The 15,026-nt window shown below is 70.1% G+C and carries 14 protein-coding genes; 9 read left to right on the top strand and 5 right to left on the bottom strand.

The annotated features are described in order from the left end of the window. Positions 1-31: 31 nt before the first annotated feature. Positions 32-556 carry a hypothetical protein gene (locus DI005_RS16970; RefSeq protein WP_233520166.1) on the bottom strand — a complete coding sequence of 175 codons (525 nt, stop codon included), beginning with the start codon at positions 554-556 and terminating at the stop codon, positions 32-34. 251 nt (positions 557-807) lie between these two features. Here DI005_RS16970 and DI005_RS16965 point away from each other — a divergent pair, with 251 nt between their 5' ends. The 6 genes from DI005_RS16965 to DI005_RS16940 all read left to right on the top strand — a co-directional run bounded on the left by DI005_RS16965 (position 808) and on the right by DI005_RS16940 (position 7,169). Continuing rightward, on the top strand, positions 808-2,556 hold the full coding sequence (locus DI005_RS16965; protein ID WP_112265984.1) for a BCCT family transporter: 1,749 nt from the start codon (positions 808-810) through the stop codon (positions 2,554-2,556). Next, positions 2,553-3,200, top strand: coding sequence for an ABC transporter permease (locus tag DI005_RS16960; protein ID WP_110334393.1), 648 nt, complete (start codon positions 2,553-2,555; stop codon positions 3,198-3,200). The genes DI005_RS16965 and DI005_RS16960 overlap by 4 nt, the downstream gene beginning before the upstream one ends. Then, positions 3,193-4,353 (top strand): ABC transporter ATP-binding protein, encoded by a 1,161-nt coding sequence (locus DI005_RS16955; RefSeq protein ID WP_112265987.1) that lies wholly within the window; start codon positions 3,193-3,195, stop codon positions 4,351-4,353. Before DI005_RS16960 ends, DI005_RS16955 begins: the two co-directional genes overlap by 8 nt. Then, entirely contained in the window at positions 4,350-5,129 is a 780-nt protein-coding gene (locus DI005_RS16950; RefSeq protein ID WP_112265989.1) for an ABC transporter permease, read from the top strand. The genes DI005_RS16955 and DI005_RS16950 overlap by 4 nt, the downstream gene beginning before the upstream one ends. Next, entirely contained in the window at positions 5,126-6,088 is a 963-nt protein-coding gene (locus tag DI005_RS16945; RefSeq protein ID WP_112265991.1) for a glycine betaine ABC transporter substrate-binding protein, read from the top strand. The genes DI005_RS16950 and DI005_RS16945 overlap by 4 nt, the downstream gene beginning before the upstream one ends. Positions 6,089-6,236: 148 nt before the next feature. After that, a complete protein-coding gene (locus tag DI005_RS16940; RefSeq protein WP_113642757.1) occupies positions 6,237-7,169 on the top strand; it encodes a TauD/TfdA family dioxygenase in 933 nt (310 codons plus the stop codon). Between the two features lie 129 nt (positions 7,170-7,298). On the opposite strand, the gene DI005_RS16935 is transcribed toward DI005_RS16940, so the two are convergent. Beyond that, positions 7,299-7,793, bottom strand: a complete 495-nt coding sequence (locus tag DI005_RS16935; protein ID WP_112265995.1) for a DUF6474 family protein — start codon at positions 7,791-7,793, stop codon at positions 7,299-7,301. An 11-nt stretch (positions 7,794-7,804) separates the two neighbouring features. Here DI005_RS16935 and DI005_RS16930 point away from each other — a divergent pair, with 11 nt between their 5' ends. Continuing rightward, entirely contained in the window at positions 7,805-9,442 is a 1,638-nt protein-coding gene (locus DI005_RS16930; RefSeq protein ID WP_113642756.1) for a TM0106 family RecB-like putative nuclease, read from the top strand. A gap of 5 nt (positions 9,443-9,447) precedes the next feature. Here the strand turns inward: DI005_RS16930 and DI005_RS16925 are convergent, their stop codons facing one another. Beyond that, positions 9,448-10,206, bottom strand: a complete 759-nt coding sequence (locus DI005_RS16925; protein ID WP_113642755.1) for an SDR family NAD(P)-dependent oxidoreductase — start codon at positions 10,204-10,206, stop codon at positions 9,448-9,450. A gap of 147 nt (positions 10,207-10,353) precedes the next feature. Here DI005_RS16925 and DI005_RS16920 point away from each other — a divergent pair, with 147 nt between their 5' ends. Further along, positions 10,354-11,661 carry a UDP-glucose/GDP-mannose dehydrogenase family protein gene (locus tag DI005_RS16920; protein WP_112266001.1) on the top strand — a complete coding sequence of 436 codons (1,308 nt, stop codon included), beginning with the start codon at positions 10,354-10,356 and terminating at the stop codon, positions 11,659-11,661. A 33-nt stretch (positions 11,662-11,694) separates the two neighbouring features. Next, complete coding sequence (locus DI005_RS16915; RefSeq protein WP_113642754.1) at positions 11,695-13,470, top strand: gamma-glutamyltransferase family protein; 1,776 nt, start codon at positions 11,695-11,697, stop codon at positions 13,468-13,470. Between the two features lie 83 nt (positions 13,471-13,553). Here DI005_RS16915 and DI005_RS16910 read toward each other — a convergent pair whose 3' ends face one another. Beyond that, positions 13,554-14,441 carry a VOC family protein gene (locus DI005_RS16910; RefSeq protein ID WP_113642753.1) on the bottom strand — a complete coding sequence of 296 codons (888 nt, stop codon included), beginning with the start codon at positions 14,439-14,441 and terminating at the stop codon, positions 13,554-13,556. Then, on the bottom strand, positions 14,434-14,958 hold the full coding sequence (locus DI005_RS16905; RefSeq protein WP_112266007.1) for an RNA polymerase sigma factor: 525 nt from the start codon (positions 14,956-14,958) through the stop codon (positions 14,434-14,436). Before DI005_RS16905 ends, DI005_RS16910 begins: the two co-directional genes overlap by 8 nt. Positions 14,959-15,026: the final 68 nt, after the last annotated feature.

Raw genomic sequence — 15,026 nt, 5'->3', positions numbered from 1 at the left:
ATTCGGATCCTGGGAAAGGCGAAGCAGGTGTTCAGGAGAGAGCCGGAGGGCCGCGCCTGCCGTGGACACGGCGCAGCAGCACGTCGACTACCTGCGTGCCACCAGCGGGCCGGACGGTGGCGCGAGCCACTGTGGCGGAAGGCACCGGTGCCGGCGACCACACCCTCGGCAGCAGCAGGCGCAGCGTGGCGACGGCCACGAGCAGCATCGACTCGGCGTGGGCCAGCAGCAGCGCCGTGCCTACGGTCGCGAGCGCATGGGTCAGCGTCATGCCCGCGCCACTGGCCGCGTGGCCGGAGAGCTCGGTGAGCACCAGGTGCATCACCAGCTGGGCGCTGCCGAGCACGAACAGGATGCCGGGCAGGCCACGGGTGCGGTCGGCCGCCGCTGTGGACACCCAGCCGATCAGCACGCTCAGCAAGACCGTTGTGGCGGGGTGCGGCAGGTCACCATCGGCGAGACCGTGCGCACTCGTGGTGAGCGCGGCCGACGAGATCGCGAGCAGGACGCCGCGCGCGAACCGTAACGCGCTGCGAGAATGCCTGGATCTGCTCACTCGCCTAGGGTATTGGAGGGCGGAACGGGGCCGACGCCACTACCCGCCGCTCTATTCCGATTGTCGAAACTTCGCAACATTCCGCGCGTCCTCAGTTGCTGATTTCCGCTGGATAGGCAACGGTATGTCCACATCGGCGGCCGGGGTCCTGCCCCATACCTGATTGTGGAACGCCCCCAGGGGCCTAGGGTGTTAACCCGAACGGGTTAACGGCTATGAAAGGAGGCCGCGCCTCCTCGAGGCGCGTGCATATGTCTGAACAGTCTGAAGAAGACAGGTTGGCGGCACGGACGGTGGTGGACGACGGCGACCGGGCCAACGCACCGGAGGAGACCGGCGTCGCCGCCGGGCCCGGCCCAGACGAGCACGTGCCTCCAGTCGTCGCGGCGGACCGACCCGCCGAGACCGACCGCACGGTGTTCGGCATCGCCGCGGTGCTCGCCCTCGCGATCGTCGGCTGGGGCATCGCCTCGCCGAGCAGTCTCGCCTCGGTGACCGACACCCTGCTCAACAAAGCCGTGATCCCCTACGGCGGCTGGGCCTTCGTGCTCACCGCGTCCGGGTTCGTCGTCTTCGCCGTGTGTCTGGCCATAAGCCGTTACGGCCGGATCAAGCTCGGCCAGGACAAGGAGAAGCCCGAGTTCCGCACGGCGTCGTGGATCGCCATGATGTTCAGCGCCGGTATGGGCATCGGGCTGATGTTCTTCGGCGTGTACGAGCCGGTCTCGCACCTGGCCAGCCCGCCCCCGGGCAGCGCGGTGCCGAACTCCGACGAGGCCGTGCACACCGCGATGGCCACGACGCTGTTCCACTGGACCGTCCACCCGTGGGCCATCTACGCCGTCGTGGGTCTCGCGATCGCCTACAGCACGTTCCGCCGCGGCCGCAGCCAGCTGATCAGTGCCGTGTTCGAGCCGCTGATCGGCAAGCGGCGCAGCGAGGGCCCGCTCGGCAAGGCCATCGACGTGATGGCGATCTTCGCCACCCTGTTCGGCTCCGCCGCGTCGCTCGGCCTCGGCGCACTGCAGGTGGGCGGTGGCATGGCCGCCGTCGACTGGATCGACAACCCCGGCACGGGCCTGCTCGTCGGCATCATCGCCGTGCTCACCGTGGCGTTCATCGCCTCCGCTGTCTCCGGTGTCGCCAAGGGCATCCAGTGGCTGTCCAACATCAACATGGTGCTGGCTGCCGTGCTCGCCCTGTTCGTTCTGGTGGTCGGCCCGACGGTGCTGATCCTCAACCTCGTGCCGAACGCGATCGGCGACTACTTCCGCGAACTCGCCGAGATGTCCGGCCGCTCCGGCGTCACCGGCGGCGAGGAGATGCAGACCTGGCTCGGCGGCTGGACCGTCTTCTACTGGGCCTGGTGGATCTCCTGGACGCCCTTCGTCGGCATGTTCATCGCCCGCATCTCGCGTGGCCGCACCATCAGGCAGTTCATCATCGGTGTCATCGCGGTGCCGAGCGTCGTCAGCCTGATCTGGTTCGCGATCTTCGGTGGGGCCGCGATCGACCAGCAGCGCAACGGCGTCGACATCGCGGGCGCAGGCGGTGAGGAGGCCGCGACGTTCGAACTGCTGCAGCACCTGCCGTGGTTCGTGCCGATCGCCGTGGTCGTGATGCTCCTCGTGTCGATCTTCTTCGTGTCCGGGGCCGATGCAGCGTCGGTGGTCATGGGCACGCTGTCGCAGAAGGGCACCGTGGAGCCGAAGAAGAACGTGGTGATCTTCTGGGGTGTGCTCACCGGTGCGGTGGCCGCCGTGATGCTCCTCGTCGGCGGGGACAGCGCGCTCACGGGTCTGCAATACCTGACGATCCTCGTCGCCGTTCCGTTCGTGATCGTGATGCTGGGTCTGTGTATCTCGGTGTATCGGGACCTCCGGCACGACCCGCTGATGATCAAGGAGGACGAGATGATGCGTTCGCTCGAGGCCATCCACGCCGAGCGGACGGATGAGGAGAAGCGGAAGCGCCGTCCGTTCCGGAGCCGCAGGCCGTGAATCTCCTCGACTACGTAGCCGACCGGTGGGATCGGCTGTCCCTGCAAGCGTGGCTGCACGTCAGCGAAGTCGTGCAGTCCACGCTCATCGCCGCGGTCATCGGCGTGCTGATCGGCGTCGCGGTGTACCGCAGCCCGATCGGCTCTGCCGTGGCCACAGCACTGGCCAGCACGATCCTCACCATCCCGTCGTTCGCGCTGCTCGGCCTGCTCATCCCCGTCTTCGGGCTGGGGGCGCTGCCGACCGTGATCGCGCTCGTGCTGTACGCGCTGCTGCCGATCACCCGCAACACGATCGTCGGCCTCGCCGGCGTGGACCCGGCCGTTACCGATGCCGCCAAGGGCATCGGGATGAGCCGGACCGCCGTGCTGACGAGGGTCGAGCTGCGACTCGCCTGGCCGGCGATCCTTGCCGGGATGCGCGTGTCCACCCAGATGCTGATGGGCATCGCGGTGATCGCCGCATACGCCAAGGGTCCCGGCCTGGGCAGCGAGGTCTTCTCCGGCCTGACGCGGGCCGGCAGCGCCAACGCGACCAACCAGGCGCTCGCGGGCACGCTCGGTGTCGTCATCCTCGCCCTGCTGCTCGAGGGCGTCTATTTCCTCATCGCTCGCTTCACCATCTCGAGGGGTATCCGTGGCTGAGAACGTCAGTGGCGTCGAGATCCAGCTGGAGAACGTCACCAAGCGCTACCCGGGCACCCGGGAGCCCGCGGTGAAGGACTTCACCATGACGATCCCGGCCGGCAAGATCGTGATCCTCGTTGGCCCCTCGGGCTGCGGCAAGACCACGACCATGCGAATGATCAACCGCCTGATCGAGCCCAGCTCGGGCCGGATCACCATCGGCGGGGAGGACGCGCTCAAGCTCAACGGCGACGCCCTGCGCCGCAAGGTGGGCTACGCGATCCAGCAGGCGGGGCTGTTCCCGCACTTCACCGTGGCGCAGAACATCGCGGTGGTGCCGGGCCTGCTCGACTGGGACAAGAAGCAGATCTCCGACCGGGTCGACGAGATGATGGACCTCGTCGGACTCGACCCCGCCGTGTACCGCGACCGGTACCCGCGCCAGCTCTCCGGTGGGCAGCAGCAGCGCGTCGGTGTGGCGAGGGCGCTCGCGGCCGACCCGCCGGTGCTGCTGATGGACGAGCCGTTCGGCGCGGTCGACCCCATCACGCGCGGCAACCTGCAGGACGAGTTGCTGCGCCTGCAGCTGGAGCTGCGCAAGACGATCGTGTTCGTCACCCACGACTTCGACGAGGCCGTGAAGCTCGGCGACAAGATCGCCGTCCTCGGTGACCAGTCGACGATCCAGCAGTACGACACCCCCGAGGCGATCCTCGCCAACCCGGCCAACGACATGGTGGCCGGTTTCGTAGGGGCAGGCGCCTCGCTCAAGCAGCTCACGCTGCTGCGCGTGCGTGACGTCGACTACCACGACGACGCGCTCACGGTCGTCGCGCCGGACAGCTCGCCGTCGGACCTGCGCAGGCAGATGACCGAGAAGGGCAAGACCTACGCGTTGGTTCTCGACGCGCGGAAACGCCCGCAGCGCTGGGTGCACGTTCGCGACCTGTCGACGGCGAGCACGCTGGCGAGCGTCGGCAGGCCGGTCGGCGACATGGTGAGCACCCAGTCCACGTTGCAGGACGCGCTCGAGGCGATCCTGTCCGAGGGCGGCAACGCGGTGGTCACGGGCTCGCGCGGCGAATACGTCGGCACCATCGACATCACGACGGTGACCGACACCATCCAGCAGCTGCGCGAGGAGCACGACGCCGGGAGCGCGGCCTCGTGAGCAGTACCACCGAGATCCAGGGCTTCTCCACCGAGTCCGGCTCGCGCCGGGCCGATCGGGTGCGGCTGTTCGCGCAGCCCGTAGCGGTCGTGGTGATCGTCGGCCTCGTGCTGGTGTGGGCGTTCACGCGCTCCAACGACAGCATCGAGGCCGAGTCGATCCAGGCGGGCGTGCTGCTCGACAAGACGTGGGAGCACGTGCTGATCACGCTCGTCGTCGCCGCGATCGTCGTCGGCATCGGCGTGCCGCTCGGCATGGTGCTCACGCGGTCGTGGGCCAGGCCCGTCGCGCCGCTCTTCATCGCCATCGCCAACATCGGGCAGGCCGCGCCCGCGCTGGGTGTGCTGGTGCTGTTCTTCCTGTGGACGGAGTGGGACGGCCTTTGGGCCGCCGCGCTACCGATCGCCTTCTACTCGCTGCTTCCGGTGCTGCGAAACACCATCGTCGGCATCCAGTCGGTGGACCCCGCGCTCGTCGACGCCGGCAAGGGCATCGGCATGTCGTCCTCCGGGGTGCTGTTCCGCATCGAGGTGCCGCTGGCGGTCCCGCTGATCCTCGCCGGTCTGCGGACGTCGCTGGTGCTCGCCGTCGGCACGGCCACACTGGCGTTCTTCGTCAACGGCGGCGGGCTCGGCGAGCTCGTCGACACCGGCTACAAGCTCAACCGGGTCTCGGTGCTCGTCGTCGGCGCGGTGCTCGCGGTCGGCCTTGCGCTGCTGGTCGACTGGGTCGGCGCCCTGTTGGAGGAGTACCTGGGACCGAAGGGACTGACATGAGGCGCAAGCTGCGCGCGGTCCTCGGTGCCGCGCTGCTGATGGCCACCACCTCGGCGTGCGGGCTCACCGTCAACGCCGCGCTGCCGTTCGACGTGCAGCCGGGCTCCATCCGGCCGGTGCCGGAGCTGGAGGGCGTCGACGTCACAGTGGGGTCCAAGGACTTCACCGAGCAGATCATCCTCGGCTACATCGCCGAGCTCGCGCTGGAGGCGGCAGGGGCCAACGCCATCGACCTGACGAACATCAACGGCTCCAACAGCTCCCGGTACGCCCTCATCGACGGGCAGATCGACCTGCAGTGGGAGTACACGGGCACGGGCTGGCTCTCCTACCTCGGCTACGACAAGCCGTTGCCGGAGGAGGACGCGCAGTACGAGGCGGTGCGCAAGGCCGACCTGGAGCAGAACGGCATCGTGTGGCTGCCGTACTCGGAGGTCAACAACACCTACGCGTTCGCGACCACCGAGGCCTTCGCGCAGAAGCACAACCTGAAGACCACGACGGACATGACGAACTTCCTGAAGGAGAACCCGCAGGAGGGCGTCTTCTGCGTGGAGACGGAGTTCGCGAGCAGGCCCGACGGCATGCCCGGCGTGCAGAAGACGTACGGCTTCGACGTCACGACCACGAAGACGTTCGGCACCGGGGCGATCTACAGCGCCATCGCGGGCGGCACGTGCAAGTTCGGTGAGGTCTTCACCACCGACGGCCGGATCGCGGGGCTGAACCTGCGGGTGCTGCAGGATGACAAGAAGTTCTTCCCGCAGTACAACGCGTCCGTCACGTTGCGCAAGGAGTTCCTCGACCAGTACCCGCAGATCGCGGACGTGATGGCGCCGGTCACCGAGGCGCTGAACAACGACGAGATCATCGAGCTCAACAAGCGGGTCGACGTGGACGGGGAGGACCCGGCGAAGGTCGCCCGCGACTGGATGATCGAGAAGGGCTTCATCAACTGAGCGATCTCTGGAATCATGGCGACATGCCTGCTGTCTGGGAGCACTCCGGAATCTGTGCCCTGCTGCTGCGGCGCGGCCGCCTCGGCTCGCCGCCGTGCTGAGGCCATTCCGGATCCCATTTGTTTTTGACAGTAAGGAATAAATTCGCATGACTCTGGAATTGTCTGATCGCTCTGCCCTGCGCGAAGCACGAGTGCCCGCCGGCGGGATTCTCGAAGGCCCTCGGGTGCTGAACCGGCTGCCCGAGGGCGTCGAGCCCAGGCCATACGAGCTGTTCGGGGTGCGTCCGCTCGGGCGCGTCATCGGCGCCGAGATCGATGGTGTGGACCTCGGTGAGCCGCTGACGCCCGAACTGCGGGAGGAGCTCAACCGCGCGCTGCTGGAGTGGAAGGTGCTGTTCTTCCGCGACCAGGACATCACGCCCGCGCAGCAGCGCGCGTTCGCCCGCAACTGGGGCCCGCTGGAGACCAATCCGTTCATCCCGGCGGGCGACACCGAAGAGGTCACGCGGTTCGAGCGCAGCGCCGCGATGCCGGGCTTCGAGAACATCTGGCACACCGACGTCACGTTCCGGCCCAACCCGGCGCTGGGCTCGGTGCTGCGGCTCGTGACCGTGCCGCCGGTTGGCGGTGACACGATGTGGGCCGACATGGCGGCGGCGTACGACAACCTGCCCGAGGACGTGAAGGCCCGCATCGACGGCCTCAAGGCGGTGCACGACTACCTGCCAGGCTTCGACCGGTTCTCCGACCCGGAGGTGCTCGCGCGCTGGCAGGAGCAGTTCCCGCCGGTCGAGCACCCGGTTGTGCGCAGGCACCCGGAGACGGGCAGGCGCACGCTGTTCGTCAATCAGTCCTTCACCACCCACATCGTGGGGATGGACCGGGACGAGAGCGACCGCCTGCTGCACTACCTCTTCACGCAGGCGCACGTGCCGGAGTACCAGGTGCGGTTCCGCTGGACCGAGAACGCGGTGGCCTTCTGGGACAACCGCGCCACCCAGCACTACGCGGTGAACGACTACGCGCCGCACCCACGCGTCGCCGAGCGGGTCGCCATCGCGGGCGACCGCCCCTTCTAGCCCACTTGCCGACTGCAGTGAAGGCCACCATCACTGCGTGGAATTGACGCAGTGGCGCGCAGCGTCTCCTCTTGGGCGGTGGGGGGAGACGGGTGGGCGCAGTGAAGGTGGCCTTCACTGCATGTTGGGCTAGATGCCGAGGCGGTGGAGGAGCTGGGACTCGATGTGTTCCAGCTCCGCGGCGACGGCCCGGTGGGCGGCCTTGCGGCGTGCGGCGGGCATCCGCTCGGCGGCCCGCACCGACGCGGCGAGCTGTTCGAGGGTCGACTGGCCGCGCTCGGCGAAGGTCAGGTCGTCGTCGGTGACCTTGGGGGAGCGGCGCAGCTCGGTGAGCCCGTCTGCGGCGCCCGCGATGCGGGCGAGCAGCGCGCCACCCCGGCCGGTGTACTCGCTGAGCTGCTCGACGCTGATCCCCATGCGACGCGCCTGGTAGCGGTCGTAGGCGTCTCTCGCGGCACCGGCCGCCCGGACGGCGAGCGGGGCCACCACCGGCACCGCGGCGGGGATGATCACCTTGGCCACGCGCACGGCGTTCTTGGCCTTCTTCGGCGTCAGTGCGGACTCGTGCTCGACGTTTCCGGCGGGCTCGGCGGCCTTGTCTCGGGAGTGTCGGTGCCCTCTCATACAGTGAGCGTATGGCAAACGAGGTGCTGCTGGACGCGGGAGTGGTGACCCGCTGCCGTCGGCGCGTGCACCTCGACAATGATCCGAGCTTGCGCGACGTCCCGCTCGCCCCGCCGGATCCGGCCGCTGAGCAGCGGATCGCCGACGCGAGGGCTCACCGCGCCGAGATCGCGGAGCGGTTGCGCGCGGCCACCGGCGCGCCGTGGACGGTGGTTCCGCCCGACCTGCCGCCATCCGATCGGGTGGGCCTGACGATGACGGCGCTGGAGGAGCGCGTCCCGTTCGTCTGGGGTGGGCTGCTGCCGGTCGACACCGAGGGCGGCAGGCGCGGCGGTGTCGAGCTGCTCGTGCGCACGGCCGGGGGTTACGTGCCGGTCCTGGTGGTGCGGCACCGCATCACCGACCCCGGCGAGGGCGCGCGCACGGCGCCGATGACCGACCTCGACCCGGACAACGCGCGCACCGACCCGGAGCGCAAGCTCCGTTCGCACCCACGTGACCAGCTCCGCCTCGCCCACCTCCGGCGCCTGCTGGAGGCCGCGGGCCACGCCGAGGGCGGCAGGGCGCTCGGCGGGGTCATCGGGCTCGACGCCGACGTGGTGGTGTGGCACGACCTCGGCGCACCGACGTGGCCGGGCGGCCGCAGCACACTGGAGGAGTACGACGATCGCTTCGCCGACCGGCTCGCCGTCGCCCGCGCCGCCGCCGAGCGCCGGGAAGCCCTCGCCGAGCCGTCGCGGGTCCTGGAGTGCCGCCGCTGTCCGTGGTGGCCGGTGTGCGAGGCGGATCTCACGCGGATCAGGGACGTGAGCCTCGTGGTGCGCGGCGAGGACGCGGTGGAGCTGCGCAAGGCAGGCGTCGGCACGGTCGACAAGCTCGCCGCCCTGGACGTGGCCGACGAGTCGCCGATCCAGTGGACGGGCACCACGTTCGTCGACGCGGTCGCGCTCGCGCGGGCCTGGCTCGCCGACCTGACGGTGGTGCGCCGCGTCGCCGACGTCACCGTGCCACGCGCCGACGTCGAGGTGGACATCGACATGGAGAGCTTCGGCGACTCCGGCGCGTACCTGTGGGGTTGCCTGCTCAGCGGCGCCGACATCGGCGTGGAACCGGGCTACCGCGCCTTCGCGACGTGGGAGCCACTGCCCACTGTGGACGAGGCGCGCTCGTTCGCGGAGTTCTGGACGTGGCTGTCCGACGTGCGTGCGCGAACGGCTGCCGCGGGGCTGAGCTTCCGCGCCTACTGTTACAACGCGCTCGCCGAGAACCGCTGGCTGTTCGCGTCGGTCGAGCGTTTCGCGGGCATGGCAGGCGTTCCGTCGAAGGACGAGCTGCGGTCCTTCGTGGACTCCGAGGAGTGGGTGGACCTCTTCCGCAGCGTCTCCGACCAGTTCCTGTGCTCACACGGCAAGGGACTCAAGGTCGTCGCACCCGTCGCCGGCTTCCGGTGGCGGGACCCGGAAGCCGGCGGCGAGGCGTCGATGCGCTGGTACCGCGACGCGGTGGGCATGGACGGCGGGGTTCCCGATCCCGCCCAGCGTGAACGGCTGCTGCGCTACAACGAGGACGACGTGCTGGCCACCCACACCCTCCGCGAGTGGATGACCGGCCCGGCCATGCGGGACGTCCCCTTCATGGGAGACCTGTAGGCCGTCTAGCGCGGCGCCATCCGCAGCGAACCGTCCAGCCGGATCACCTCACCGTTCAGGTAGTCGTGCTGGACGATGTAGAGCGCCAGCTGCGCGTACTCGTCGGGACGGCCGAGCCGCTTCGGGAACGGCACGCCCGCGGCGAGACCCGCGCGGAACTCGTCGCTCACCGTCGCCAGCATCGGGGTGTCGATGATGCCGGGTGCGATCGTCATCACGCGGATGCCGTGCGAGGCGAGGTCGCGCGCGGCGGGCAGGGTCATGCCGACGACGCCGCCCTTGGAGGCCGAGTAGGCGATCTGGCCGATCTGCCCGTCGTAGGCGGCGACCGACGCCGTGTTGATGATGACGCCGCGCTGGTCGTCGGCAAGCGGCTCGGTCTTGGCCATCGCTTCGGCGGCGACGGTGACGACGTTGAACGTGCCGATGAGATTGACCTCGACGACCTTGCGGAACAGGTTGAGGTCGTGCGGGCCCTTCTTCGACAGGATGCGCGCGGAGGGGCCGATGCCGGCGCAGTTCACGACGGTGCGCAGCGGAACGCCTGAGCCCGCCGCCTGTTCTACCGCGGCGCGCACCTGCTCGGGGTCGGTCACGTCGGCCTCGACGTACGTGACGCCGTCGACCTGCTCGGCCTTCTCGATCGCGGCGGCGAGGTCGAGCGCGAAGACGCGCGCGCCCTGCTCTGCGAGTGCCCGTGCCGTGGCGCCGCCGAGGCCGGACGCGCCACCCGTGACGATGGCCGCGGTGTCGGTGATCTGCATGGTCTTCCTTTCTCACCCCTGCTGAATCCGGCACCAGGTTAACGCTCGTTCGCGTGACGGGTCCCGAGGCCATTCGTTGACGAATGGCCGCCTGCTGGTTCCCCCCGTGTTCGCTCGCAGGTCAACTGCGGGTGTGACCGTCGGTATATGAGCGCAGCTCGAATCGTGGTGGTGGGCACCGGCTACGTCGGACTCACCACCGGTGCGTGCCTTGCCAGTCTGGGTCACCTGGTGACCTGCGCCGATGTGGACGAATCGAAGGTCGCCAGGCTCGCCGCGGGCAGGGTCGACATCATGGAGCCGGGCCTGGCCGAGCTGGTCGCCCGCGGTCTCACCAGCGGCAACCTGTCCTTCGTCGTCGGCGCCAGAGAGGCCGTGCGCGACGCCGACGGGGTCTTCCTGTGCGTGCCGACGCCGATGGGCGCGGGCGGCGCGGCGGACCTGCGGGCGGTGGAGCAGGTGGTGGCCGAGATCGCCGACGTGCTGCCCAGCGGGTGCGCACTGATCACCAAGTCGACCGTGCCCGTCGGCACCGCCCGCCGGATCCAGGAGCTGACCGGCAGGCCGGACCTGCCGGTGGTCTCCAACCCGGAGTTCCTCCGCGAGGGCACCGCGGTGTCCGACTTCCTCGGGCCCGACCGGATCGTCGTGGGCTCCGACACACCTGGCGCCGCCGACTGGGTCGCCGATCTCTACGCCGACCTCGGCGCGCCCGCTGTGGTCACCGATGCCGCCAGTGCCGAGCTGGTGAAGTACGCAGCCAACTGCTTCCTCGCGATGAAGCTCTCCTACGTCAACGCCATCGCCGAGCTGTGCGAGCGGCTCGGCGCCGACATCGAGCCGGTGACGCTCGGGATGGGCTACGACCGGCGCATCGGGCGGTCGTTCCTGCGGCCGGGGCCCGGCTGGGGCGGCTCGTGCCTGCCGAAGGACACCAGCGCGCTGCTCAGGATCGCCGAGTCGGTGCGGTTCGACTTCGAGCTGCTCGACGCGGCGGTGGAGGAGAACATCGCCCAGCGCGACCGCGTGATCGCCAAGATCGCGGGCGCGGTCGGTGGCAGGCTCTCGGGCGCCCGCATCGGTCTGCTGGGGCTGGCGTTCAAGGCCGGGACCAACGACCTGCGTGACTCGCCCGCGCTGTCCATCGCGTCGGTGCTGTGCGCGCACGGCGCCGAGGTGACGGCGTACGACCCCGCGGTGAAGGGCGAGCTGCCCGGCATGCTCGTGGTGGACAACGCCTACCAGGTGGCGAAGGGTGCCGACGTTGTGGTCGTGCTCACCGAATGGCCAGAGTTCACCCGGCTCGACTGGGCGTACGTGGCGGAGTTGATGCACGGTGACGCCGTTGTGGACACCCGTAACCTGCTGGAACCCCGCACGGTGCTCGACGCCGGGCTGAGCTGGCAGGGCGTCGGGCGACCGCGAGCCGGGGCACGCGTCACTTCCGTTAGTTGAGCGAACGAAGCGTCCGCCCGTAGGGTTCAGGACGTGTTCACCACCAGACCTGAGCTCGCCGGTACGCGGGGCATGGTCGCCTCGACCCACTGGCTCGCCTCCGCCGCAGGCATGGCCGTCCTCGAGGACGGCGGTAACGCCTTCGACGCGGCCGTGGCGGCAGGCTTCGTGTTGCAGGTTGCCGAGCCGCACCTCAACGGACCGGGTGGGCAGGTGCCCGCGATCTTCGTGACCGCGAGCGACCGCACGCCCAAGGTGTTGTGCGGACAGGGCGTCTCGCCCGCCGCGGCGACCCCACGGCACTTCGCCGACCTGGGCCTCGACCTCATCCCCGGCAGTGGGCTGCTCGCGGCGACCGTGCCCGGCGCGTGGGACGCGTGGCTGCTCATGCTGCGCGACCACGGCACCAAGAGCCTGCGCGAGGTGCTGGGCCACGCGATCTCGTACGCCTGGAACGGCGTGCCGGTGGTCGGCCGCATCACCGAGACCATCGACACCGTCGCCGAGCTCTTCGCACACCACTGGACCACCTCGGCGCAGCTGTGGCTGCCCGGCGGTGAGGCGCCCGCCCCCGGCTCGCTGCACCGCAACCCGACGCTCGCGCGCACCTGGCAGAGGTTGCTTGCCGAGGCCGAGGCCGTGTCCGGCCGCGAGGCCCAGATCGACGCCGCGCGCCGCGCGTGGTCACACGGCTTCGTCGCCGAGGCGGTGGACTCCTTCAGCCGCACCGCTTTCCGCGACGACTCCGGCCGCGATCACCCAGGCCTGCTCACGGCCGACGACCTCGCGGGCTGGGAGGCTTCTTACGAGGACGCGCTGGTCACCGACTTCGGCGAGTGGAGCCTCGTGAAGTGCGGCGGCTGGACGCAGGGCCCCGTGCTCGCGCAACAACTGCGCATCCTGGAGGGGCTCCGCGACGAGTTGTCTTATGTGGACGGTGTGCCGACCGCGCGGACCATCCACCTAGCCGCGGAGGCGGCGAAGCTCGCGTTCGCCGACCGGGAGGCCTATTACGGCGATACGGGCGACGTGCCGCTGGAGTGGCTGCTCTCCCGCGAGTACGCCGAGCAGCGCAGGGCGCTGATCGGCGACGAGGCGAGCGGCGAGCTGCGCCCCGGCGGCGCGGACCCGACGCTGCCGAAGATCATCGCCGAGACGTGTGGCGTGCCGGCGGGCGGCGGCGCGATCGGAGAACCGACCGTGGGCCCGCAGGGGCAGGTGCGCGGCGACACCGTGCACATCGACGTGGTGGACGCCGACGGGAACATGGTGTCCGCGACGCCGTCGGGCGGCTGGCTCCAGTCGTCGCCGACCATCCCGGAGCTCGGCTTCTGTCTCGACTCGCGGGCACAGATGTTCTGGCTCGAGGAGGGCCTGCCCAACTCGCTGGCCCCCGGCAAGCGGCCCAGAATCACGCTGTCGCCCTCGATGGCGCTGCGCGACGGCGAGCCGGTGATCGCGTTCGGCACGCCCGGCGGCGACCAGCAGGATCAGTGGCAGCTGTGTTTCTGGCTCGCCCACACCCTCGGTGGACTGAACCTGCAGGAGTCGATCGACTCGCCCGCGTGGCACACCACGGCGTTCCCCAGCTCCTTCTACCCGAGGGCGTGGACGCCGAAGGAGCTCGTGGTGGAGTCGCGCGTCGGCGAGGTCGCGCTGCGGGCGCTGCGCGAGCGCGGGCACGACGTGGTGGACGCGGGGCCGTGGGCGCTCGGCCGTCTCTCCGCGGTGTCCCGCGACCGCGCCACCGGCATCCTGCGCGCCGCCGCCAACGCGAGGGGCATGCAGGGCTACGCCGTCGGCCGCTAGCCCCGTCTGCAGTGAAGGCCACCATGCCTGCGTTCAACGCAGTGAAGGTGGCCTTCACTGCAGGGGAGGGGTGGGTGCCGGGGCTAGGGCTGCCAGAGCCAGAACTCGACGTTCTGGTTGTCGACGCAGTCGGCGGTGCGGCCGTAGGGCTCCTGCTTGACCTCGTGCACCTCGCCGCCGACCGTGCGCACCCGCTCCACGGCCGCGTCGAGATCGTCGACGGCGTACATCATCTTCCAGCCCGCGTACGGCTGCCCGCCCCACAGCCCCGAGTCGGGCAGGCCGCTGCCCTCGACGCGCCACGCCCTGGCCACGGAGCCCTCGCCGAACTGCCAGCCCAGCACCGTGCCGTAGAACGTCTTCGCCAGTTCGTCGTCGGGAATGGTGAACGTGAAGTACGCGGCGTGGCCGTGCGCGGGCCGCGGTGCGCCCGCCGACGATCGCCTCGGCGCCTGCGCGAGCAGCCAGCGCTGCCCGAACGGGTCGCGGATCCGGCCGTTCAGACCGTGCCCGCGGTCCTCCACCTCGCCGAGCCGCTCGGCGCCCAGCTCCACCGCGCGCTCTACGGCGGCGGCGACGTCTTCGACCTCGACCCGGATCGACGCCCCGCCCGACGTGGCGACGGTGTGGCCGATCTCGGGGAACTCCTCGGCGAGCATCAGCACCGAGTCGCCGATCGCGACCTCGGCGTGGCCGACCTTGCCGTCCGGCATCACGATCGGCTCCGCGCGGCGGCTCGCGCCGAACACCTCGACGTAGAAGTCCAGCGCCGCGCGCGCATCGGTCACGGCGAGATAGGGGGTCAGCGCGTGCGTCTCGGCCCGCGCGGGTGCCTCTGCGGTGGTCATGTCGTCGTCCCTTCCTTCCTGCAGTACCGCGGCCCGCAGCGCCTCGCGCAGCTCGGCGGCGAAGCCGGGGTCCGGTTCGATGGGCTGGTGCGGGCGGAAGAGGGCATCGAACGCGTCAGTCATCGCTACCCTCCTTCCCCTCGTAGTGGCGTCGGAACGCGGTCCGGGCCCTCACCAGTAGTGCCTCCGTGGCGTGCACCGTGCGCGCCAGGTGCTCGGCGACCTCGGGAACGCTGAGCCCGTCGAGGTAGCGCAGAGTCAGCGCGGCCCGGTGCTGCGGTCGCAGCCGCGCGAGCACCTGCCGGGCCCGCAGCGCGTCGAGCTCGGCTTCCCACGGATCGACGCGCTCGTCCCCGGCGTCGTGGACGAGCCGGAGCTTGCGGTCCTCCCGCTCCTGCGCGCGCCAGTGGTCGGCGAGCTTGTGCCGGGCGATGCCGATGAGCCATCCCGTGCTCACCGGCGGTGCGCCCGGCCTGCGGCACGCGCTCACCGCGCCGAGGAACGTCTCCGACGTCAGCTCCTCGGCGAGCGTCCGGTTCCCGCAACGGGACAACAGGTAGCCGTACACCTCCGGCAGCACGTCCTCGTACATGCTGAGCAGCGCGAACGCCGGATCGGGCCGTATCCGTGGTTCCGTCACACCCCTATCGTCGTTCGGCGGGCCACCACTCCGACGCCTTCCCGCCGACTTTTTCGTCCCGAGCGGAG

It is taken from the genome of Prauserella sp. PE36, assembly GCF_003311655.1.
Taxonomy (GTDB): domain Bacteria; phylum Actinomycetota; class Actinomycetes; order Mycobacteriales; family Pseudonocardiaceae; genus Prauserella_A; species Prauserella_A endophytica.
This window is presented reverse-complemented; position numbering and strand designations above follow the sequence as displayed.